The organism is Salipaludibacillus sp. HK11 (assembly GCF_047795645.1).
GTDB lineage: Bacteria > Bacillota > Bacilli > Bacillales > Salisediminibacteriaceae > Salipaludibacillus.
In genome coordinates, this window is record NZ_CP181045.1 from 2689855 (window position 1) to 2711752 (window position 21898).

Annotated in this window: 21 protein-coding genes; 3 read left to right on the forward strand and 18 right to left on the reverse strand. The window is 38.1% G+C overall.

The annotated features are described in order from the left end of the window. Positions 1 to 160 precede the first annotated feature (160 nt). The 9 genes from secG to rpoN all read right to left on the reverse strand — a co-directional run bounded on the left by secG (position 161) and on the right by rpoN (position 9860). Positions 161 to 391 carry a preprotein translocase subunit SecG gene (gene secG, locus ACM26V_RS13080; protein ID WP_416147147.1) on the reverse strand — a complete coding sequence of 77 codons (231 nt, stop codon included), beginning with the start codon at positions 389 to 391 and terminating at the stop codon, positions 161 to 163. A gap of 511 nt (positions 392 to 902) precedes the next feature. Further along, the gene (gene eno / locus ACM26V_RS13085) at positions 903 to 2186 is read right to left on the reverse strand and encodes a phosphopyruvate hydratase (RefSeq protein ID WP_416147148.1); all 1284 of its coding nucleotides are present in this window, start codon (positions 2184 to 2186) and stop codon (positions 903 to 905) included. Between the two features lie 89 nt (positions 2187 to 2275). Beyond that, positions 2276 to 3814, reverse strand: a complete 1539-nt coding sequence (gene gpmI / locus ACM26V_RS13090; RefSeq protein WP_416147149.1) for a 2,3-bisphosphoglycerate-independent phosphoglycerate mutase — start codon at positions 3812 to 3814, stop codon at positions 2276 to 2278. Then, a complete protein-coding gene (gene tpiA, locus ACM26V_RS13095; RefSeq protein WP_416147150.1) occupies positions 3807 to 4565 on the reverse strand; it encodes a triose-phosphate isomerase in 759 nt (252 codons plus the stop codon). The genes gpmI and tpiA overlap by 8 nt, the downstream gene beginning before the upstream one ends. Positions 4566 to 4586: 21 nt before the next feature. After that, complete coding sequence (locus tag ACM26V_RS13100; protein WP_416147151.1) at positions 4587 to 5771, reverse strand: phosphoglycerate kinase; 1185 nt, start codon at positions 5769 to 5771, stop codon at positions 4587 to 4589. A 145-nt stretch (positions 5772 to 5916) separates the two neighbouring features. Further along, positions 5917 to 6924: a type I glyceraldehyde-3-phosphate dehydrogenase gene (gap, locus tag ACM26V_RS13105; RefSeq protein WP_416147152.1), complete on the reverse strand. Its 1008-nt coding sequence runs from the start codon at positions 6922 to 6924 to the stop codon at positions 5917 to 5919. Between the two features lie 92 nt (positions 6925 to 7016). Further along, on the reverse strand, positions 7017 to 8039 hold the full coding sequence (locus tag ACM26V_RS13110) for a sugar-binding transcriptional regulator (RefSeq protein ID WP_416147153.1): 1023 nt from the start codon (positions 8037 to 8039) through the stop codon (positions 7017 to 7019). 219 nt (positions 8040 to 8258) lie between these two features. Beyond that, positions 8259 to 8495, reverse strand: coding sequence for a glutaredoxin family protein (locus ACM26V_RS13115; RefSeq protein WP_416147154.1), 237 nt, complete (start codon positions 8493 to 8495; stop codon positions 8259 to 8261). Positions 8496 to 8510: 15 nt separating this feature from the next. Continuing rightward, a complete protein-coding gene (rpoN, locus tag ACM26V_RS13120) occupies positions 8511 to 9860 on the reverse strand; it encodes an RNA polymerase factor sigma-54 (protein ID WP_416147155.1) in 1350 nt (449 codons plus the stop codon). Between the two features lie 363 nt (positions 9861 to 10223). On the opposite strand from rpoN, the gene clpP reads away from it, so the two are divergent. Beyond that, positions 10224 to 10820, forward strand: coding sequence for an ATP-dependent Clp endopeptidase proteolytic subunit ClpP (clpP, locus tag ACM26V_RS13125; protein ID WP_416147156.1), 597 nt, complete (start codon positions 10224 to 10226; stop codon positions 10818 to 10820). A 231-nt stretch (positions 10821 to 11051) separates the two neighbouring features. Here the strand turns inward: clpP and ACM26V_RS13130 are convergent, their stop codons facing one another. The 7 genes from ACM26V_RS13130 to ACM26V_RS13160 form a co-directional block, all read right to left on the reverse strand. Beyond that, on the reverse strand, positions 11052 to 11309 hold the full coding sequence (locus tag ACM26V_RS13130; RefSeq protein ID WP_416147157.1) for an HPr family phosphocarrier protein: 258 nt from the start codon (positions 11307 to 11309) through the stop codon (positions 11052 to 11054). Between the two features lie 78 nt (positions 11310 to 11387). After that, positions 11388 to 12329: a DNA-binding protein WhiA gene (gene whiA, locus ACM26V_RS13135; protein WP_416147158.1), complete on the reverse strand. Its 942-nt coding sequence runs from the start codon at positions 12327 to 12329 to the stop codon at positions 11388 to 11390. 133 nt (positions 12330 to 12462) lie between these two features. Then, the gene (locus tag ACM26V_RS13140; RefSeq protein WP_416147159.1) at positions 12463 to 13407 is read right to left on the reverse strand and encodes a gluconeogenesis factor YvcK family protein; all 945 of its coding nucleotides are present in this window, start codon (positions 13405 to 13407) and stop codon (positions 12463 to 12465) included. Continuing rightward, positions 13404 to 14303, reverse strand: a complete 900-nt coding sequence (gene rapZ, locus ACM26V_RS13145) for an RNase adapter RapZ (protein ID WP_416147160.1) — start codon at positions 14301 to 14303, stop codon at positions 13404 to 13406. The genes ACM26V_RS13140 and rapZ overlap by 4 nt, the downstream gene beginning before the upstream one ends. Positions 14304 to 14330: 27 nt before the next feature. After that, positions 14331 to 14807 carry an NUDIX hydrolase gene (locus tag ACM26V_RS13150; RefSeq protein WP_416147161.1) on the reverse strand — a complete coding sequence of 159 codons (477 nt, stop codon included), beginning with the start codon at positions 14805 to 14807 and terminating at the stop codon, positions 14331 to 14333. Between the two features lie 803 nt (positions 14808 to 15610). Further along, on the reverse strand, positions 15611 to 16567 hold the full coding sequence (gene trxB, locus ACM26V_RS13155) for a thioredoxin-disulfide reductase (RefSeq protein WP_416147162.1): 957 nt from the start codon (positions 16565 to 16567) through the stop codon (positions 15611 to 15613). Between the two features lie 276 nt (positions 16568 to 16843). After that, positions 16844 to 17902, reverse strand: coding sequence for a tetratricopeptide repeat protein (locus tag ACM26V_RS13160; protein WP_416147163.1), 1059 nt, complete (start codon positions 17900 to 17902; stop codon positions 16844 to 16846). A gap of 239 nt (positions 17903 to 18141) precedes the next feature. Between ACM26V_RS13160 and ACM26V_RS13165 the strand changes: the two genes are divergently transcribed. Together ACM26V_RS13165 and ACM26V_RS13170 are read left to right on the forward strand one after the other, a co-directional pair. Continuing rightward, positions 18142 to 18702 (forward strand): methyltransferase family protein, encoded by a 561-nt coding sequence (locus tag ACM26V_RS13165; protein WP_416147165.1) that lies wholly within the window; start codon positions 18142 to 18144, stop codon positions 18700 to 18702. Between the two features lie 94 nt (positions 18703 to 18796). Further along, on the forward strand, positions 18797 to 20314 hold the full coding sequence (locus ACM26V_RS13170; RefSeq protein ID WP_416147166.1) for a phytoene desaturase family protein: 1518 nt from the start codon (positions 18797 to 18799) through the stop codon (positions 20312 to 20314). Between the two features lie 175 nt (positions 20315 to 20489). Here the strand turns inward: ACM26V_RS13170 and hisIE are convergent, their stop codons facing one another. Together hisIE and hisF are read right to left on the reverse strand one after the other, a co-directional pair. Then, the gene (gene hisIE / locus ACM26V_RS13175) at positions 20490 to 21143 is read right to left on the reverse strand and encodes a bifunctional phosphoribosyl-AMP cyclohydrolase/phosphoribosyl-ATP diphosphatase HisIE (RefSeq protein ID WP_416147167.1); all 654 of its coding nucleotides are present in this window, start codon (positions 21141 to 21143) and stop codon (positions 20490 to 20492) included. Further along, a complete protein-coding gene (gene hisF / locus ACM26V_RS13180; protein ID WP_416147168.1) occupies positions 21140 to 21898 on the reverse strand; it encodes an imidazole glycerol phosphate synthase subunit HisF in 759 nt (252 codons plus the stop codon). Before hisF ends, hisIE begins: the two co-directional genes overlap by 4 nt.

Here is a 21898-nt window from a genome sequence, read left to right on the forward strand (position 1 = left end):
AAGATTCCATGCTATCTTATTCTATGTAAATACGTAGCATTTCGTGAAATTTCGCATTCGTTCTAGAAAGATCCTATTAACTGTATTCCCATTTCAGAAAGAAAATAATCTAACTTTAAAAGCAGCAGACTAAGTTAGTCTGCTGCTTGGAATATCGTATTTACATGAAAAAAGCAACAAGTAACGTTAACAAGAAAAACAATGTTCCTAGTACAACTGTAGCTCTTACTAATACAGCTTCTAAACCTCTTGCCTTTTGCTTTCCTACTAACTGTTCAGCACCACCGGAAATCGCACCGGATAACCCTGCACTTTTTCCCGATTGCAATAATACGGCCGCAATTAATAAAATTGATACAATGACTAGCAAAATGGATGCAACTGCTTCCATATACTCCACCTCCAACAAATAAACCTTCTAAGAATATATCATGAAATAAGACAAGACGCAAGATGTCAATCAAGGATTAATTGAAGCTTTCCGGAAGAAGTTTTCGGAATTTGTCTCTCATGTGCTGGAGTTTTCTGAACTTGATTTTATTATGCACAAAAAAAGAGGGGGGGTTGTGCCTGAGAGCGGATCCGAAGAGAAGGGGCACTAGCAGGAGCGTCTTGTGACCTAAAGCGAGCTGATTCAAGAAAGAAGGAGCACAAGCTGGGGAATCTTGTGACCCTAAGCGAGATGATTCAGGAAAGAAGCAAAAGACGTTCCCTCTTGTGCTGTATCTTTTCAATCCTCGCTTCCTTAATACACAAGACCCCCTCTCTTCTGCTGTATCTTTTCTACCCTTCCTTTATTCATGCAAAACTAGACTCCTACCGTTGCACAATCCCCCCCAACAAACAAAAAAGAGACTGTCACCAAAATGCATTTTGGGACAGCCTCTTACTAGGTAACACGCTTATTTGTTTAAGTTATAAAAAGCACTTTTTCCAGCATATTGACCGATGAACTGAAGCTCATCTTCAATACGTAAAAGCTGGTTGTACTTCGCTACGCGGTCTGTACGAGAAGGAGCACCCGTTTTGATTTGTCCTGCGTTTGTTGCAACTGCAATATCAGCAATCGTACTGTCCTCAGTTTCACCTGAACGGTGAGAAATGACATTTGTATAACCAGCGCGCTTAGCCATTTCAATTGCATCAAACGTTTCAGAAAGTGTTCCAATCTGGTTCACTTTAATCAATATTGAGTTACCAATGCCTTCTTTGATTCCACGAGATAATTTGTCAGTGTTTGTTACAAATAAGTCGTCACCAACCAATTGAACCCTATCACCAAGACGCTCTGTTAAAAGTTTGAACCCTTCCCAGTCGTTTTCGTCAAGGCCATCTTCAATGGAGATAATTGGGTACTTGTCACAAAGCTCAACGTAGAAATCAACCATTTCTGCAGATGTCTTCACAACGCCTTCACCTTTTAGATGGTACTTACCATCTTCGAAAATCTCAGATGCTGCAACGTCCATCGCTAACTGAACTTGTTCTCCTGGCTTGTAACCAGCTTTTTCAATTGCTTCAATGATTGTTGAAAGAGCTTCTTCATTTGATGCTAAGTTCGGGGCGAAACCACCTTCGTCACCAACAGAAGTATTATAGCCTTTTGAGCTAAGTACTTTTTTAAGATTGTGGAAAATTTCAGCTCCCATTTGAAGTGCTTGAGTGAAACTTTCAGCACCAACAGGCATAACCATAAATTCTTGAATATCTACATTGTTATCAGCGTGCTCTCCACCATTCAAGATGTTCATCATTGGTGTTGGAAGAGTTTTTGCACTGAATCCACCAAGGTACACGTAAAGTGGAAGACCTAGTGATTCAGCTGCTGCACGAGCTGTTGCCATCGAAACACCTAGAATCGCGTTAGCACCTAATTTTGCTTTGTTCGGTGTTCCATCAAGCTCGATCATTAATTGGTCAATTCCAAGTTGATCCAATGCATCGAAACCGATTAGTTCTGGTGCAATGACGTCATTAACGTTTGCAACTGCTTTAGTAACCCCTTTACCCATCCAAGCATCGCCGCCGTCGCGAAGTTCTACTGCTTCGTATTCACCAGTAGATGCACCACTTGGTACTATTGCTCGTCCAAACGCGCCGCTTTCTACGTGAACTTCTACTTCAACGGTTGGATTTCCGCGTGAATCTAATACTTGACGTGCATAAACATCTGTAATTAATGTCATAATCTAAACACTCCTCGGTTTTTTTAAAAAAATTGATTATTTGGCAAGTTCTTATGTCGACTTACCTATTTCACACTACATTCCTATTATTACTTCTTAATCAACGTTTTACCAGTCATTTCTTTTGGCTGGTTCACATTTAGTAATTGTAGCATCGTTGGTGCAAGATCACCAAGTACACCATCTTCACGAATTTGCACTTGTTTATCTGTTAAAATCACAGGAACGGGATTTGTTGTGTGTGCCGTCATTGGTGTCCCGTCTTCCGTAATTAACACATCCGCATTTCCATGATCTGCTGTGATAATTGACTTACCGCCTTTTTCCTCAATGAGATCGACGATTTTCCCTAAACATTCATCGACAGTTTCAATTGCTTTAATCGTTGGCTCTAACATACCAGAATGACCAACCATATCTGGATTTGCAAAGTTTAAGATGATCATGTCATGCTTATCGGCACGAATTTCATTTAACAATGCATCTGTTACACCGTAAGCACTCATTTCCGGTTGTAAATCATACGTTGCAACTTTCGGTGAATCGATCAAAACTCGTTCTTCACCAGGGAATTTCTCTTCACGACCACCACTAAAAAAGAACGTGACGTGCGGATATTTTTCCGTTTCAGCAATTCTTAATTGATTTAATCCAGCATCTGATACAACTTCACCTAAAACATTGTCCAAGTTGTTTGGTTCGAATGCAACAAAACCTTTAACAGACTCACTAAAATGCGTGAAGCAAACATAATGAAGATTCTTAGGGAATCGATCACCTCGATCGAAATCAGTAAAATCAGGGTTCGTAAAGACTTGTGACATTTGAATCGCTCGGTCCGGCCGGAAGTTAAAGAAAATAATCGCATCTTCATCTTCAATCGTTCCAACTGGCGTTTTCCCATCGCCTTTCGTTAGAACAGATGGAAGTAAGAATTCATCATGAAGATTATTTTGATACGAAGCTTTTAATGCTTCCGTAGCAGAAGTAAACTTCAATCCTTCACCATAAACCATCGATCGGTAAGACTTTTCGACTCGGTCCCAACGCTTGTCTCTATCCATTGCATAATAGCGCCCTTGAATAGAAGCCAGCTCACCAACTTTAAGTTCTTCCATTTTTCTCTCAAGCAACTGAAGGTATTTATCGGCTGATTGTGGACCGACATCCCGACCGTCTAGAAAACCATGCACATATACTTTCTCAACTTCATGTTTTTTCGCCATTTCTAGTAAAGCAAAAAGGTGTTCAATATGACTATGAATCCCGCCATCTGATAAGAGCCCATATAAGTGAAGGGCCGTTCCTTTTTCTTTCACATGGTTCATCGCGTTCAAAAACGTATCATTCTTGAAAAATTCTTTTTCTTTTATTGCTAAATTAACACGAGTCAAACTTTGATAAACAACGCGACCAGCACCAATATTCAAGTGACCTACTTCTGAATTCCCCATTTGACCTTCAGGTAACCCTACAGCCAGTCCACACGCTTGAAGCGTTGCGTGTGGATAGTTGTTCCAATAACGGTCAAAGTTAGGAGTGTTTGCTTGAGCGACGGCATTCCCCATCGTCTCCTCTCGAAGCGCAAAACCATCGAGAATAATTAATGCGTTTGGTTTCTTACTCATTTCCAGCCTCCACTAATTGTAAAAATGATTGAGCTTCCAAGCTTGCTCCACCTACTAAAGCGCCATCGATATCAGACTGCCCTAGTAATTCTTTAATGTTTGCAGGCTTTACACTACCGCCATATTGAATACGAACTGCTTCAGCAGCGTCTGTTGAGAACGTCTTGCTAACAACATTTCGAATAACTCCACACGTTTCATTAGCATCCTCAGAAGAAGCAGTTTTACCAGTTCCAATCGCCCAAATCGGCTCATAAGCTATCACCGTTTGTTTGACTTGCTCATCTGTTAATCCTTTTAATCCATTATTTACTTGTGTTGTCACAACGTCAGCAGTTTTATTAGCTTCTCGTTGCTCTAGTGTTTCACCTACACATACAATTGGCACTAAACCATGTTTGAATGCTGCATGTACTTTTTGATTAACACTCTCATCTGTTTCTCCGAATAATTCGCGACGCTCAGAATGTCCAATCACTGCATACGCAACACCAAGATCAGCCAAAGCTACAGGACTTACTTCACCTGTAAACGCACCATTTTCTTCAAAGTGCATGTTTTGTGACCCAATCTTTACGTCCGTCCCTTTAGTTTCTTGTACAAGTGCATCAAGGAATAGATGTGGGGAACATACAACCGATTCAACTTTAGCACTTGGTGGAACAGAACCCTTTACTTCTTGAATAAAAGCGAGAGCCTCTGCTTTTGTTTTGTTCATTTTCCAGTTTCCTGCAATAATTGGTTTACGCATAAAAATGCCTCCTTAAAAAATTTACTTATCGTTTAATGCTACAACACCTGGAAGTTCTTTTCCTTCGATAAATTCGAGGGATGCTCCTCCACCTGTTGAAATGTGGTCCATTTTATCAGCTAAATCAAATTTTTCAACCGCTGCAGCAGAATCACCGCCACCTATAACGGTATATGCTTTATCTGCATCTGCTAATGCTTCAGCTACACCTATTGTACCTTTAGCAAACTTTGGTAATTCAAAAACACCCATCGGTCCATTCCAAATCACAAGCTTGGAATCTTGAATCACCTTTTGGAATGTTTCTAACGTTTTAGGTCCAATGTCCAACGCTTCCCAATCAGACGGAATTTTTTCAATATTGACAACTTTTGTGTTTGCATCTTCACCAAATTTATCAGCGACAGTTGCATCAACTGGTAAATAAAGATTTACACCGTTCTTTTTAGCTTTTTCCATAAATTGCTTGGCAAGATCAATCTTGTCTTCTTCTAACAAGGACTTTCCGATCTCATGTCCTTGAGCTTTAATAAAAGTATAAGCCAATCCTCCACCAATAATTAAGTTATCCACTTTATCGAGGAGATTATCGATAACACCAATCTTATCTTTTACTTTCGCACCACCAATGATGGCAGTAAACGGACGATCAGGATCAGCCATCGCTTTTCCAAGTACTTCAAGCTCTTTCTCCATTAATAGACCAGCTACTGCCGGTAAATGTTTCGCAATCCCCGCAGTTGTTGCATGGCCACGGTGAGCGGCACCAAAAGCATCATTCACGTAAACATCTGCAAGTTCTGCCATGTGCTTCGCAAGTCCGTCGTCATTTTTTTCTTCGCCAGCTTCAAAACGAACGTTTTCAAGCAAAACGACGTCACCTTCATTTAATTCAGCAATCGCTTTTTTAGGTTCATCACCATAAACTTCATCTGTCTTTAACACTGATTTGTTTAATAGATCACTTAAGCTCTTAGCAACAGGGTCTAAACGAAGATCTTCAACAACTTCGCCATTAGGTCGACCAAGATGACTAGCAAGAATTACTTTTGCTCCTTTTTCGATTAGTAATTCAATCGTAGGCAAAGCAGCACGAATACGTGTATCGTCCGTTACTTCTCCATTGCTCATTGGCACGTTAAAGTCTACACGGCAAAATACACGTTTTCCTTTTACATCTATATCTCGAATTGATTTCTTATTCATTAATAATGCCTCCTAGGTAAGGGCTAATTTTCTTAACGAGCTGTTTAGTAACTTCTACATCGCAATGCATAAAAATAAAGGAGGCAGGACACGGGCCCGCCTCCTTTAGTAAAAGACTTATAAGGATGGTAATGTTACGTTTGACTTATAGTCCTTGTTCAATAATATAATCAACAAGATTGATTACTTGTGTAGAGTAACCTGTTTCGTTGTCATACCAAGAAATAACTTTAACCATGTTACCTTCCATAACCATTGTAGAAAGAGCATCAATTGTCGATGCATCAGTGTTTCCATTATAGTCACGAGAAACAAGTGGCTCGTCACTGTATCCAAGAATCCCCTTCAAATCACCTTCAGAAGCTTCTTTAAATGCAGCATTCACTTCTTCAGCTGTTACATCTTTACCAAGTTCAGCAGTAAGATCTACTAGAGAAACGTTTGGAGTTGGAACACGAACTGCACCACCATTTAGTTTTCCTTTAAGTTCTGGAAGTACAAGAGATACCGCTTTAGCTGCGCCAGTGCTTGTTGGAATGATATTTTCCGAAGCAGCACGAGCACGACGGTAGTCTTTATGTGGCAAGTCAAGAATAGACTGGTCATTTGTATAAGAGTGAATTGTTGTCATCATTCCACGCTTAAGCTCAAACTTATCGTTTAGCACTTTTGCAAAAGGTGCGAGACAGTTTGTTGTACAAGAAGCGTTTGAGATTACGTGGTGATTTTTAGCGTCGTACTTATCTTCGTTTACACCCATAACGATTGTGATATCTTCGTCAGTTGCTGGTGCTGAGATAACAACTTTCTTTGCTCCAGCTTCTAAGTGTTTCGCAGCTGCTTCACGCTTTGTGAAAATACCAGTTGATTCAACAACAACTTCTACACCAAATTCTCCCCATTTAAGATTTGCAGGGTCACGTTCTGCTGTTACTTTGATCTCTTTTCCATCAACGATAAGGTTGTCACCTTTTGCTTCAACTTTTACGTCAAGCTTTCCATGAACGGAATCATATTGTAGTAAATGTGCTAGCATATTTGCATCTGTAAGGTCATTAACCGCGACTACTTCTACCTTTGGATTTGCAAGAGCCTGTCTGAAAACGACACGTCCGATACGACCAAAACCATTAATACCAATCTTTGTTGCCATGATAAAATTCCTCCTTATTTGTGGTAAAGCTAATATTTATTTTCAAAGGGGATACCCCTTGAATAAACGAATTTAATTATCGAGACTGAAACTTAATTATTTAAAATTGCTTTAGCAGCGCCTTCATCAGTGACAAGAACCTCATTCGGCCGTTGTTTCATATAAGCTTGAATCGCTTTTGCTTTCGAAGTGCCACCAGCTACAGCAATTATATCGGGTATATTTTTTAAATCTTCTAGTTGAAGTCCAATAGTGAGTACTTTATGAATAATGTCCCCTGATTGATTAAAATAATAACCAAATGCTTCAGCAACTGCTTTTTTCTCATCTAACTTTTTCAATACCTCTTTTGTAGAGTTCCGTCGTTCAGCCATCATCTTTGCCTCACCAATACCGTGAATAACCATTGTTGCTGAATGTATAAGCTCGAGGATTTCTACTACAGATGTCTCATTAATCAACGATTCATAAGCTTCTTTACTTAGCTGATCTGGAACATGAAGCAATCGATACGTACCCATTGCTTTTCTAGCCATCGTTGCACAGATTGTGTTTGCCTGATTCTCTACTTGCTCGCCTAATCCACCACGAGCAGGGACAAATAATGTTTCTTTCAAATTTGAATCTGGAACGAGCATTTCTGCTACAGCTGCAATCGACGTGCCACCTGTTATGGCAATAATATTATCTCTTGTTGCCATTTTTTGTTTAACTAAATTGACACAAGCTCGACCCATTTCTTTTTGTACCCATGAATATTCATCACTATCTCCTGGAACAATATGTAATTCTGATACACCTAATTTGTTTTGCAGTTCTTCTTCCATCGACCTTGTTTGGAACACTTCTTTCATGACCACTTCTAATTGACCAAGTAAATTATGCCCATCATCTGTTAATGTCATTCCGCTTGCGGCAAATGCAACTAGCCCTTGTTCTTTTAAAAAAGTCACTTCGCTTCTTAAGACTCGTTCAGACATGTCTAAATTAGTAGCTAAGGTCCGTCGTCCAATCGGTTGCATTAATCGAATAAAACGTAAAATACGGAACCGTTGCCCTAGAACTTCAATTAAATCAGGCAGTAATTTTTTTTGCAAGTCTAAAAGCACGTTCATGCCAATTCCCCTTTGTCGCACAATCTCACAGGGACTTGACACGTCCCCTGTAGACATATTATGTCCCGCATGGCGAAAAAAAAGACTGCTTTCTTTAGTCGTACGATAAGCAAGCTTTCAATCACTTGCACCACTAGTATAACAAGGAAAAGTCTGCTAATCAACTACTATCATGTGAACAATTTATGTTATGTAAGGTTTCCCCACTCATACCAACGGTCATTCAAGCAATTCTTTTTTTAATTTAGTATACGATATAATCCCTTCATCAAGTACATTGCCATTTTTATCTTCAATAACAGGAATACGAATTTGATATTTTTCTAGCCAAATATCATCTGTATAAATATCTCTTACTTCAATGTCGAAAGAGGCCTCTTTTTTTAACAGCTGAAGTTCTGCAAATCCTTTATCACAAAGGGGACAATCTTTTTTTGTATAAAAATAAATGATCATGATCTTAGTACCTCCTTAAGAAAATCTTTTCCTCTGAGCTGAAGAAACAATATGCAATTCTTCCCTGTATTTCGCTATCGTTCTTCTAGATACATTAATTTTAAACTCACTTTTCATCAAATGAACTATTTTCTGGTCTGATAAAGGCTTTTGTTTATTTTCTTCATCAACCATTTTCTTTATAAACATTTTCACTCGCTCCGCTGATGAACTAGACTCAGCAGCATCACGTCCAACCATTTCGTTAAAAAAGTATTTCAGTTCATACAATCCTCTTGGTGTTTGCACATATTTATTCTTCGTTGCTCGAGAAACAGTTGATTCATGTACCTTTATTTCTTCTGCAATTCTCTTCAATGTAAGAGGTTTTAAATGCGTAGGTCCGTGTACAAAGAAGGCATGCTGATTATCGACGATTGCTTCTGACACTCTTAATATCGTCTGTTGTCTTTGGACAATGCTCCGTTTTAACCATTGGAACTGATAAAATTTTTGTTTAAAATATTCTTTCGTTTCTACATTTTTATTTCCCATCATTTTTTTGTATTCTTCGTTGATTAACATTTTTGGCATATGCTGTTCATTCAAATTTACTAAAAATTTATTTTTCACTTTCGTAACTATTACGTCGGGAATAACGTATTTAGCGGGGGCACGACAAAACAGTGACCCTGGTTTCGGATTTAATGTCTGAATAAAATCAGCAACCATTTGCACATTTTCAATCATTACATTCTCTTGATTCGCTATTTTCCGGTACTTATTTGTTGCCAAATTATCTAAATGGTTCTGTACGATTCTTTCTGATAATGGGTCTCTCGTTTCCAAATGGTCAAGTTGAATGAGCAAGCACTCTTGTAAAGAAAATGCTCCGACACCATAAGGTTCGAGCGTTTGTAATAGATTTATCCCCTCTTTCACAGCAATTAATGTCTCGCTCATTTCAACAGCTAAATCATTGATCGTTTGCTTCAAATAGCCATTTTCATCAACACTTAACGCTAAGTAGGAAATGATTCTCCGCTTTCTAGGTTGCAGTTGCAGAAGTCTTATTTGATTTAATAAATAATCTTGCAAACCATCTTCTTGTTCTCTAAGGTGATCCATTGAGGGATTTTCGCTACCAGCTTGATTTTTTGATTTCTGATCGTATATTGGCAACCTATCATTGACTTTTGGTTGCACTAAATCTTCTTGCACTTCTTGATCCTTTAATTCAATAAGGGGATTATCCAATTGTTGCTCCTGTAAATATTCATTCAAATCTAGGAGAGAATATTGCAAGATAGTAATTGCCTGCCTTAGTTCATTTGTCATGACCAATTTCGTTGACTGCTTTTGAAATAAACCATAGTCCATATTCATTCAGTAAATCCCCCTAACGAAGAGTAATCAACAAAATATGCCTTATAGTATTATTCATTAATCCTTTTCTTCATATTATACATGAACAAATACCTCTCGTGATTTATCTCTAACATTATAGTAGTTAACAACCAATTGAACTTCAAATTAATGTTTGAAATCATTTAAGAAAGGTTATGATTAAAAGTGGAAGATTTTCTTCTTTATTTTAGGTGATTATTATTTGACCTTCATTGACCTTTAAGGTTATGATGGAAACATACTTAGAGGAAGAAAGAGTATCGACCTAATTAAGCAGATCGACGCTATTAGGGAGCAACCTCTGCAATTCAATTTAAGATAATATAAAGGAGGAATATAACCATGAACTTAGTACCAACGGTTATTGAACAAACAAATCGCGGTGAACGTGCCTATGACATTTATTCTCGTCTCTTAAAGGACCGCATTATCATGCTCGGTTCCGGAATTGATGACAATGTCTCAAATTCAATCGTAGCTCAATTGCTTTTCCTTACTGCTGATGATCCCGATAAGGATATTTCACTGTATATTAACAGCCCAGGCGGGTCTATCACTTCAGGGATGGCGATCTACGATACAATGCAATTTATTAAACCTAAGGTTCAAACAATTTGTATTGGAATGGCTGCTTCCATGGGAGCTTTCCTATTAGCAGCTGGTGAACCAGGGAAACGTTTTGCGCTTCCAAACAGTGAAGTAATGATCCACCAACCTTTAGGTGGTACACAAGGTCAAGCTTCTGACATTGAGATTCACGCTAAGCGTATTGTTGAAATGAAGGAAAATTTGAATCAAATATTAGCCGATCGAACAGGTCAGCCAATCGAAACTGTACGTAAAGATACTGATCGTGATAATTTCATGTCTGCACTTGATGCTAAAAATTACGGATTGATTGACGAAGTTATGGAAAAAGGTTCTGACATTAAATCATAATATAGCAAACAAAAAGGGGTAGTCATTTGACTATCCCTTTTTATACTTAATGAATGTTTAACTTCACTAAAGGATTAAAGTATTAGATAAACGAAGGCTTTCGCCATGAAGGACTTGGCGACAAGCCAAGTTTTTCTAATGATTCGTTTCGTAATTTATAAATTAATTCTTTCATACTTTGAAAGAGAAAAATCGAAAGAGGATAAATTATCACATACATTTATTCCTAATCTACTCTTCTTTGCTTACAAATAAACACAAAGTATCCATTGCAACTTGCTCATCAGGTCCTTCTATTTTCAAATGAATGTCCTTATTCGCTCCAACTGCAAGGCTCATAATTCCCATAATACTTTTCGCGTTAACCTTTTTCCCATCTTTCTCTATGAAAATATTTGAGGCAAACCGATTTGCCTCTTGAACAAACAATGCCGCTGGTCGTGCTTGAAGTCCCGTTTTTCTCGTTACGGTTACTGTTTTTTCAATCATTTCATTATCCCCCTCATTATTATCTAACTGCCAATATTGATTCAAACGCTTTCATAATTATTTATGAAGAACAGGGAATTATACCTTTTCCCCTGCCCTGAGCTTATTAGCGAATTCTTCAATCTTTCGTAACCGATGATTTACACCTGATTTACTTACTTTCCCACTCTCTATCATTTCACCCAATTCCTTCAATGTCACATCTTGATGATCAATGCGAAGCTGGGCAATTTCTTGAAGCTTGTCAGGTAACGTTTCAAGACCAACTTCTCTTCTAATAAAGCGTATATTTTCCACTTGACGCATTGCGGCGCCAACAGTTTTATTCAAATTTGCTGTTTCACAATTAACTAGACGATTTACCGAGTTACGCATATCTTTCATGATTCGCACATCTTCAAAGCGAAGTAAAGCCTGATGAGCTCCAATTACATTTAGAAACTCACTAATTTTTTCACTCTCTTTCAAGTATAGAATAAATCCTTTTTTTCTCTCAATCATTTTTGCACTAAAATGAAAATGGCTAATTAAATCACATAGAGAACGATTATGTTCTTCATAGAAAGAGAAAATCTCTAAATGATATGAAGACGTTTCTGGGTGATTGACTGATCCTCCAGCCAAGAATGCCCCTCGTAAATATGCCCTTTTACAACATTCTTTTTTTACTAATTCTTCAGAAATCTCTCTCGTAAAAGCAAAATTTTCATCAACTATGTGAAGAGTCTCCAAAATTTTTCGAGCATCCTTCGATATTCTAGCAACATAAACATTGTTTTTCTTCAGTCTCATCTTTTTACGTACAAGCAATTCTACGTGAACTTCGTAATTTGACTTTAATAACGTATAAATTCTTCTCGCTATCGCAGCATTCTCGGTTTGAATATCGAGAGTGATTTTCATATTACGAATCGAAATTGCTCCGTTCATTCGAATCAGCGCTGCTAATTCAGCTTTCGAGCAGCATGGCTGCACTTCCATTTGCGTCAATTCTTTTTTAACCATAGATGCAAAGGACATGGTCTCACCCCTAACCTCTAAAACCTTCATCACCACTATACTTTTATTCCTTAACGTAGTTCAATATTCTAAAAACGAGCTATTCTCATCGCCCAGTGTATGATCAGACTATTATACCATGGCTACGGTGATTTTATAACAGAGAAACTAATCGCTGAGACAATTTAATCGGATCATGTCGTAGCAATTCATCATCAAAATAGAGTAAATGGTCATCAATCAATAGGATCCCCATCTTTGTTAAATCTTCTTCATCAACAACGACACCTTCTGCTCCATCTTTTTTATACCGCTGAGCATATGAAAAGGGAATCTTTTGTGTATTCAATAAGACTGCATCAATAATTTTTTCGCGTGCGTGATTATCGATCGCTTTCACATGATCAGAAACGGTGTACCCATCTGTTTCTCCAGGTTGAGTCATCACATTACATATATAAACTTTCATAGCACTTGTTTTTATTAAAGCTTCTTCCATTCCAGGTACCAGTAAATTAGGAATCACACTCGTATACAAGCTTCCTGGACCTAGCACGATTAAATCAGCTTCATCTATCGCTTGGAGTGCATCTCTCATTGGTTCTGGATTTTCCGGCTTAAGAAACACTTTCTTAATTTTCTTCCCGATTTTCGGAATGTTTGATTCGCCCTCAGTAAAAGTACCATCCTCATATTCTGCATGTAATGTTACTTGATCATTTGATGCCGGCAATACTTTTCCTCTAACATTTAATACGCGGCTTATTTCATGAACTCCCTTTGCAAAATCTCCAGTAATAGATGTCATTCCTGCTAGTAAAAGGTTTCCTAATGAATGTCCAGATAATCCATTACCATTTTCAAAACGGTGCTGAAATAATTCTTCGACAAGTGGCTCTACTTCTGACAAAGCAACAAGCACATTTCGAATGTCTCCTGGTGGTGGGATGTTTAATTCTCTTCTTAATCTACCGGAACTTCCACCATCGTCCGCTACCGTGACAATAGCTGTGATATCGACTGGGAAAGTCTTCAAGCCTCTCAATAAAACCGATAAACCCGTTCCCCCACCTAGGACGACCACTTTTGCTTTCTTCAATTTTCTTTTCTTCCTTTTTCCACATCACGATGGGTCACGTAAGAGAAATAATCAAGCTTTTCAAGATGTTCCTTGAAGTACTCCGCAAGTGTTACGGAACGGTGTTTTCCACCAGTACATCCAATCGCTAACACAAGCTGACTTTTTCCTTCCCGTTTGTAAAAGGGGAGCGTGTATTGAAGAAAATCATCTAATTTTTCAATGAATTGCTGGGTTTCCGTCCATTTCAATACATAATCTGAAACCTCTTTTTCAAGTCCAGTCTTTGACCTCATGTGTTCAATATAATGTGGGTTAGGTAAAAATCGGACGTCAAAAACTAAATCTGCATCAATAGGAAGCCCATGCTTATATCCAAATGACATCACTTGCACAGAAAAAGCTTCCTTCGCTTCTGATGAAAATTGTTTTAATATCCGTTCACGAAGTTCCAATGGTTTTAAATCGGACGTATCAATGATAATCTTCGCCTGTCCCCTAAGATCATTAAGAATCTCTCGCTCTGCATGAATCCCTTCAAGAGGAGCCCCGCCATCGGATAATGGATGAGATCGTCTTGTCTCTTTGTAACGGCGAACGAGCGCTGAGTCTTTTGCATCAAGAAAGACGATTTGTGGCGTAACTTTACTCTCAGCTGAAATTGCATCAATAGAATCAAATAAGTGCTCAAAAAACTCACGTCCACGTAAATCAATTACTAAGGCGACTTTTTTCATTTTGTCACCGGATCCTTCTACCAAATCTATGAACTTGGGAATTAATGCTGGTGGTAAGTTATCAACACAGAAATATCCCATGTCTTCAAAACTTTGAACAGCTACTGTTTTCCCGGCTCCAGACATTCCAGTAATAATCACTAATTCAATTTTATTCGGTGTTATTTTTTTGTCTTGCATCAGATCATCCCCTTTCGTATTATATTTTTACTCTTGAAATTGCTCCCCTGCAGTGTCTAATCGGTAAGACAAAAGATTTAAGTTTTCATCATACGTGATTGTTCCATAAATCAATCCTTCACCGTATAGGACGTGGTCAAAAATGGGATAATCTCCTGAAGCCATTGGTAAATGAGGAATCTTTGTAATTGGGGTCCATGCAAGTTCTCCCTCTGGCGATTTATTTAACAATTTTCCTGAAAAATTGTTTGCTTGAAACGTAAACATCATCCATTCCTTAACAATACTACCTTTTTCTTCGATAACGACCGTGAAAACTCCTCTTAGTTCGGGATTATTTATTACCATTCCTGTTTCTTCTTTGCATTCTCTTATAACACTTTCACGAATTGACTCACGAGATTCCATTTTCCCTCCCGGAGCGACCCACCAACCGCGACTCGGTTTTCTTAACAGTAAGGCTTCGTTACTCTTCGTTAAAATACAGTTCGTTACTCGCTGCATGATGATCCCCCCTGTATATGACGCTAAAACGAAACATTATAAAGGGAAAACAATGAATTGCTTTCCTCTTAGGAAATAATTTTAGAAATGATTTCTTATCACATCTCACTAAATACGCAGAACCTTATTCACTAAAATTGCTTGTTATTATTTTGCTTAAAAGTAGTGCTAATTCACATTTTATCAACAAATATTAAGAACGTACTTCTGTTTTAGTATACTACATCTAATTTATTTCGAACAACATTTACGTAGGTAGTTAAATTCTTAGACCAGCACTAAAACATTAGAAAAACTTGGCTTGTCGCCAAGTCCTTCATGGCGAAAGCCTTGAATTAATCCTTTAGCGAAGTTAAACATTCTTAAAGTATAAAAAAGTATAAAAAAAAGGACACGAGCAAAAGCTCGTGTCAAAAGTAATATATAAAAAGGGGGTCAATTACTAAGTACATCATAACCTTTTTTTATTGCAACATTGTTACAGAAGAGTTAAGTGACAATTACGTTTTGTTAATTTTTGATTTTAATGCACTCTCACTTGATTAATTAACTTGTTTGGACCTTTCAACATTAGTATAACAGATGGACAAGGTTATGTAATACAGTTCTAAAACAGGAGATTGGTTGGCGGTATTTCAAATTTATAAATAAGGTCTATAAACTTCCCTTCCATTTCCGAAGTACGTAAATTCAAGATTGTGATTTATCTATGGAATGGGAGAAAGTTAAAATTCTCTTCGCTTATTTAATAAGCGAAAAATAAAACCACACCTTGTTTAAAGGTGTGGTTCATCCCTATATCCTTATACCTGATTTGTACTTTTTAACTCTTCCATCAGGTTCTCCACATAGTGTTGCGCTTGTTGACCAGCGATACTTCCATCACCTGTCGCAGTAACAATTTGACGAAGCATTTTCTCTCTAATATCGCCAGCTGCAAAAATACCTGGAATTTTTGTTTCCATATCTTCATTCGTCTCAACATAACCTTCTTCATTTGTAATACCTAGGTTCAAGAAAGGCTCATTAATTGGTAACATACCGATATATATGAATGCTCCATCCGTTTTAAATTCACGCTCAGAACCATCTTCTTTGTTAACTAGCGTCACGCTACCAACTTTACCATTCTCTTCGTTAATTTCTTTAACAACATGACTCCAAATAAATTCAATTTTATCATTAGCAAATGCTCGTTCTTGAAGGATTTTCTGTGCACGTAATTCATCGCGACGATGAATTACAGTAACTTTACTTGCAAATCGAGTTAAATAAACTGCTTCTTCAACGGCTGAGTCTCCCCCTCCAACAACGACGAGTTCTTTGTTTTTAAAGAAGGCTCCATCACAAACTGCACAATATGAGACTCCTTTTCCGCTAAGCTCTTTTTCTCCGGGGACTCCTAGTGCTTTATACTTTGCTCCTGTGGTGATAATAATAGACCTAGTTTTGAATTCACCACTACCAGTTTTGATAATTTTATATTCTTTTCCGTCAATAATTTCTTTCACATCACCATAAGCGTACTCAGCACCGAATTTCTTAGAATGATCAAACATTTTCATCGATAGATCAGGCCCAAGGATATGGTCATATCCTGGATAGTTTTCAACATCTTCCGTATTTGCCATTTGCCCACCTGGAATTCCTCGTTCTAACATAACTGTTGCTAAATTTGCTCTTGAGGCATAAACTGCAGCAGTCATACCAGCCGGTCCGGCTCCAATAATAATCACATCATAAATTTTATCTTCGCTCATAACTTCACTCTCCTAGCGAAATATTCTAATTGTTTTACTTCAATGTCTATACTATTCTTAAACCGCTCAGAAGTCCAAAAACTTGCTCATTGTACTATTTTACCTTAGTTGAAAGCTATCATGTATCGTTCGCTAAAACATTAGATATTTTATGTTCACTCTATTAAAAAACTTGGCTTGTCGCCAAGTCCTTTATGGCGAAAGCCTTCGTTTATCTTATACTTTAACCCTTAAGCGAAGTTAAACATTCTTAAAGTATAAAAAACAGTTCCTCATTTAACGATAGAGAAACTGCTTTTTATCTTTTGATGGAGAGTTGCCTTTATCTAACTCACTCAACAACTCATCTAATAAAGATTGTTTTTCAGGGTCGAGTTTTTTAATCTTTTCCCAAATACTCCTTGAGACATCTAAATCTCCGCAATGCCATGCTAATATGGCCATTTGGTGATCCAGATGAGGAAGTTTTGGAAAAGAGGAGCCATTCAATAACTTGCCATACCAAGCATACGCCGTTTCGTATTCTCCAACAAAGTAAAGACTACGAGCTAGATAATAACAATTCCAATTATTCATTGGACGTAAATTAACGATATTTTCAACCCACATACATGCTTGAGGATTGTTTTGTTGATGGAGTAAAACCGCCATTTGACACTGTGCCAAAAAGTTAGGTTCTTCTTTTAATAACAAGTCTTTTAACAGTGTTTCTGCTTCCGCTTTTTTGTCTTGGTACATTAATGATTCTGCTAAATAAACGTATAAATTCCAATGGTCCGGATTCTCCGCAATCAACTTCCTCACTTCATTTTCAACTTCTGCATACTCCCCACGATTTAACAATCCAATCAGCAAAAAATTTATTTTATCTTCTGCTGATTGGTTTTTGCTCAAGTCTTCCACTATCCCAGACTCTTGTTGTTCAGAAGTTACCATTGATAACAATGATTCAGCATCTTCGACAAATTCACCGTCTTCATCGATATCTAAATACGTTTCTAAATTAATTTTTGCCTGTTCAAATTCACCAATATGAGCCATATTATTAGCCATAAAAAAATAGCACTCACTCATTGATGGATCAATGTCATTTTTTATTTTTTCAAGCCATTCATTCGAAGCTTCATAGTTACCTTCCTCTGATAAGACAATCGCTAACTGACAAACGAAGATAGGTTCCTCAGGTTCAAGCTTAATCGCCCGTTCAAAAAAGGAGATTGCTCGTTCAATTGATTTACTTTGATAAGCTTCGATCCCTTTTTTATAAAAATAACCGCCATCTTGCATAAACGGAATGACTTGTCCTTTTCTTTCATTTGCTCCGATACTTGGCATTTAAATATGCCTCCATTTCATTCACGTTTAAAAATAAATTGCTTCTTTTGTTCCTGTTACATATAGGTGCATTATAACACGCTTATACTGATGGAACAATGAACACTTCCCAGGGACTAACACATTCGGAACTTAAATATTTTTGAAAATCAAGTGATTAAAAGCACATTTTTTAGGGTATCAACATACTATCGATTCTTAGACAAGACTCTGTTCAAAATTAATAAAGGCTGGAGGGTATGATGGCATTAATTGATATTTTGTTTATGTTTATCACTATAATTTGGATTGGTGAATTTATCTTCTTCAAAAATCGAAGACTAGACGAAACAGAATCTACAGAAACTTCTTCATTTCCAAAGATATTTCTTTCTGTTCTTGCGGTCATCATAGTTTCTATTATTTCCCGCGAAGGGCAGTTTCTTGCCGTTGATCTAACCGCAATCCTTTGGCTAGGTATTTTTTTATATGCTATTGGCGTTTTCATTCGTTATTGGGGAATGATGGCGTTAGGAAAACAATTCACAAGGAACGTCAACGTCAATAAAGAGGATAAAATTATTGGGAGTGGTCCATTCCGCTTTTTAAGACACCCTCTTTACAGCGGATTATTAAGTACAATGATTGGAATAAGTTTCTATACAGGTAGTCTCCTCGGGCTTATTATTACTTTCACTGTTTTTTTACCGTTCCTACTTAAACGAATCCGTTTAGAAGAGGCCCTTCTCATTAAATCATTTGGGCAAGAATACGTAAGATGGAGTCAGTCGCGCCGTCGCCTAGTGCCATTTATATACTAAAATTAAGTAATTTCTATATTTCGTTATCTTGAAAGATAAATATAAAGTATCGAATAAAAAGTTAATTTGAAACTATGTGGAGGTGCTCATTTGTATGCGTGAGAACAAGAAAGCTGTTGTCATTGGTGCAGGTTTAGCTGGACTTTCAGCTGCGATTCGCCTGTCTGGTGACGGTTATCAAGTAACAATATTAGAAAAAAATGAGACGATTGGTGGAAAACTAAATCACCGTTCAGGTAAAGGATTTAATTTTGATACAGGTCCATCGATTTTAACGATGCCTTGGGTACTTGAACAACTGTTTGACAGCGTTCATCGAAACCTAGAAGACTACATGGAGATTGAACGTATTGAGCCACAATGGCGGACCTTCTTCGAAGATGGTAATTCATTGGATGTGCTCTCAGATATTCCAGGTATGTTAGAAGAAATGAAAAAAGTGAAAGGCAATCCTGATTCTTCATTTATGAAATTTCTCTCCTACTCTCAAGAAATGTATGAAGTTTGTATGAAAAGTTTTTACAAGACCAGTATTTCCGGCTTAAAAGATTTACGAACCCAGCATAACTTAAAAGAGTTATTGGCAATGGATCCATTCCATACCGTTGCAGATGGCACGAAAAAACATTTTAAAAATAAACATTTAGAACAGCTATTTAATTTCTTTGTGATGTATGTCGGTTCAAATCCATACCAAGCTCCTGCGATTTTAAATCAACTCGTATATGTCCAACTTGGCTTAGGAATTTATTATGTCAAAGGCGGAATGTACAACATTGCTAGAGGTATGAACAAAGTATTAGATGAACTAAGAGCAGAAATCAAAACAGCTACACCTGTATCACATGTTGTCGTTGACGACGCAAAGGCAAAAGGAGTGATGACCGAAAGCGGTGACTTTTACGAAGCTGATGTCGTTGTATCTAATTTAGAAGTCATTCCGGCTTATCAAACGTTACTTCCTAAGAATGGAAAAACTAAAAAAGAAATCAAACAGCTTTCAAAAACTTATGAACCTACTGTTTCAGGACTTGTTCTATTACTTGGTGTAAATAAGGAATTTAAAGATTTGAAGCATCACAACTTTTTTTTCTCAGAAAATCCAGAGGTTGAATTCAAACAAATCTTTGAAAAAGGGATTCCAGCAGATGATCCAACGGTATATATCGGGATTTCTTCTAAAACCGATCCGAGCCAGGCACCAGAAGGCAAAGAGAATTTATTTGTCTTAACCCACGTTCCTCCGAAAACAGCGATGAAAAAAGACGGAGATTGGGAAGCCTATCGTGACGTGGTGTTAGACAAATTAGAGCGAATGGGAATGTCTGGACTTCGTGAATCGATCGAATTTGAATACGCGTTCACTCCTGATACGATAGAAGAATTATACGGAGCGAACGGTGGCTCAATTTATGGTATTGCCGCTAACAAAGCAACGAATGGTGGCTTCAAAATTCCCGCGAAAAGTTCTTTATACGAGAACCTTTATTTTACTGGAGGATCGACACACCCAGGAGGCGGCGTTCCAATGGTCACATTATCTGGACAACTTACTGCTGATCTTATTAAGCATGATGTGGAAGATAGCGAGACGAAACAAAAAAACGGTTAATAGTTTCAGAAGTAGATATAAAAGAGGTTGCCCCCGGGCATCCTCTTTTTCATAAAACCTCGTTACGAAATTTGTTGGAAGTTGGTTCCTATCTGTCCGAATCGGCCCCCTCACCTATAAAACTCCAATATACAAAACAATAGCCGCCACCCGAAAGTAACGGCTACAACCTGATTTATTTTCCTGCATGACGATCTGCTAGACGCTGCAAAACGTTATCAAGTGGTAATTTCTGTTCACGTAACAATACGAGCCAGTGATAAAGTAAATCGGCACTTTCCCACGTTAATTCCTCTTTATCACGATTTTTCGCAGCAATGATCACTTCGGAAGCTTCTTCACCGACTTTTTTCAAAATCTTGTCGACACCTTCCTCAAATAAGTAAGTCGTATAAGCACCTTCAGGACGTTCCGCTTCCCGAGTTGCAATGACTTCCTCAAGCTCCTCGATAATCGCAAACCGATTCCCTTGCTCGATTACGCCAGCATCAGTTGCTGACTGCTCACCTCGACTCCACAAAACATCAGAGAAGCAAGTGAAATCCCCTTTGTGACATCCAGGACCTTGAGGATCCACTAAAACGACGAGGGCATCTTGATCACAGTCATAGCGAATGTTTTCTACTTTCTGGATGTTTCCTGAGGTTTCCCCTTTATGCCACAGTTCTTGACGAGAGCGGCTGTAAAACCACGTTTCTCCTGTTTCAATTGTTTTCTTTAAAGACTCTTCATTCATATAGGCAAGCGTGAGCACCTGTTTCGATTGTTGATCCTGCACGATCGCTGGAATTAATCCTCGTTCGTCGAAGGATAACTGATTGATATTCATCGTATTTCCAGCCCCTTTTCTTTTAAGTATGATTTCACTTCTGCTACAGATGTTTCGCGGTAGTGAAAAATTGACGCGGCAAGAGCAGCATCAGCTTTCCCTTCCGTAAACACATCGTAGAAATCCTCTTGTTTTCCTGCGCCACCAGAAGCAATGACTGGCACCGATACTGCTTCGCTTACCGTTTTTGTTAAGGCAATAGCAAATCCTTTTTTCTCTCCATCTTCATCCATGCTCGTAAGCAAGATTTCACCTGCTCCTTGTTTGACTGCTTCTTGCACCCAAGCAACGATTTCCCAATCCGTCGCATTTCGTCCACCATGTGTGTACACGCGCCAAGACGATATTTCATCATCCCACTTTGCGTCAATTGCAACAACGATGCATTGCGAACCAAAGAAATCGGCACCTTCACGAATCAATTCTGGACGTTTCACCGCCGCTGTGTTTACCGAGACTTTATCAGCACCAGCACGGAGAATCCGTTTCATGTCATCTAACGTATTTATCCCTCCGCCGACTGTAAATGGAATAGCTAGAGTACCCGCGACTTCTTCGACGACATCGACCATCGTTTCACGGCCTTCATGGGAAGCAGAGATATCTAGAAACACGAGTTCATCTGCTCCTTGTTGATCATAAAAAGTAGACATCTCGACGGGATCTCCCGCGTCCTTTAAGTTTACAAACTGAATCCCTTTTACAACACGACCTTCTTTCACATCAAGACAAGGTACAATTCGTTTCGTTAACAT

Bases quoted from the DNA above. Each gene is read 5' to 3' on its own strand.
- ACM26V_RS13110 (WP_416147153.1), bottom strand. From the start codon at position 8,039: ATGAACGTGCTTTTAGACTTGCAAAAAAAATTACTGCCTGATTTAATT.
- gap (WP_416147152.1), bottom strand. From the start codon at position 6,924: ATGGCAACAAAGATTGGTATTAATGGTTTTGGTCGTATCGGACGTGTC.
- ACM26V_RS13130 (WP_416147157.1), bottom strand. From the start codon at position 11,309: ATGATTGAAAAAACAGTAACCGTAACGAGAAAAACGGGACTTCAAGCA.
- rpoN (WP_416147155.1), bottom strand. From the start codon at position 9,860: ATGAATATGGACTATGGTTTATTTCAAAAGCAGTCAACGAAATTGGTC.
- ACM26V_RS13100 (WP_416147151.1), bottom strand. From the start codon at position 5,771: ATGAATAAGAAATCAATTCGAGATATAGATGTAAAAGGAAAACGTGTA.
- whiA (WP_416147158.1), bottom strand. From the start codon at position 12,329: ATGTCCTTTGCATCTATGGTTAAAAAAGAATTGACGCAAATGGAAGTG.
- secG (WP_416147147.1), bottom strand. From the start codon at position 391: ATGGAAGCAGTTGCATCCATTTTGCTAGTCATTGTATCAATTTTATTA.
- ACM26V_RS13160 (WP_416147163.1), bottom strand. From the start codon at position 17,902: ATGCCAAGTATCGGAGCAAATGAAAGAAAAGGACAAGTCATTCCGTTT.
- rapZ (WP_416147160.1), bottom strand. From the start codon at position 14,303: ATGCAAGACAAAAAAATAACACCGAATAAAATTGAATTAGTGATTATT.
- clpP (WP_416147156.1), top strand. From the start codon at position 10,224: ATGAACTTAGTACCAACGGTTATTGAACAAACAAATCGCGGTGAACGT.
- ACM26V_RS13115 (WP_416147154.1), bottom strand. From the start codon at position 8,495: ATGATCATTTATTTTTATACAAAAAAAGATTGTCCCCTTTGTGATAAA.
- tpiA (WP_416147150.1), bottom strand. From the start codon at position 4,565: ATGCGTAAACCAATTATTGCAGGAAACTGGAAAATGAACAAAACAAAA.
- trxB (WP_416147162.1), bottom strand. From the start codon at position 16,567: ATGAGCGAAGATAAAATTTATGATGTGATTATTATTGGAGCCGGACCG.
- ACM26V_RS13170 (WP_416147166.1), top strand. From the start codon at position 18,797: ATGCGTGAGAACAAGAAAGCTGTTGTCATTGGTGCAGGTTTAGCTGGA.
- eno (WP_416147148.1), bottom strand. From the start codon at position 2,186: ATGACATTAATTACAGATGTTTATGCACGTCAAGTATTAGATTCACGC.
- ACM26V_RS13150 (WP_416147161.1), bottom strand. From the start codon at position 14,807: ATGCAGCGAGTAACGAACTGTATTTTAACGAAGAGTAACGAAGCCTTA.
- hisF (WP_416147168.1), bottom strand. From the start codon at position 21,898: ATGTTAACGAAACGAATTGTACCTTGTCTTGATGTGAAAGAAGGTCGT.
- hisIE (WP_416147167.1), bottom strand. From the start codon at position 21,143: ATGAATATCAATCAGTTATCCTTCGACGAACGAGGATTAATTCCAGCG.
- gpmI (WP_416147149.1), bottom strand. From the start codon at position 3,814: ATGAGTAAGAAACCAAACGCATTAATTATTCTCGATGGTTTTGCGCTT.
- ACM26V_RS13165 (WP_416147165.1), top strand. From the start codon at position 18,142: ATGATGGCATTAATTGATATTTTGTTTATGTTTATCACTATAATTTGG.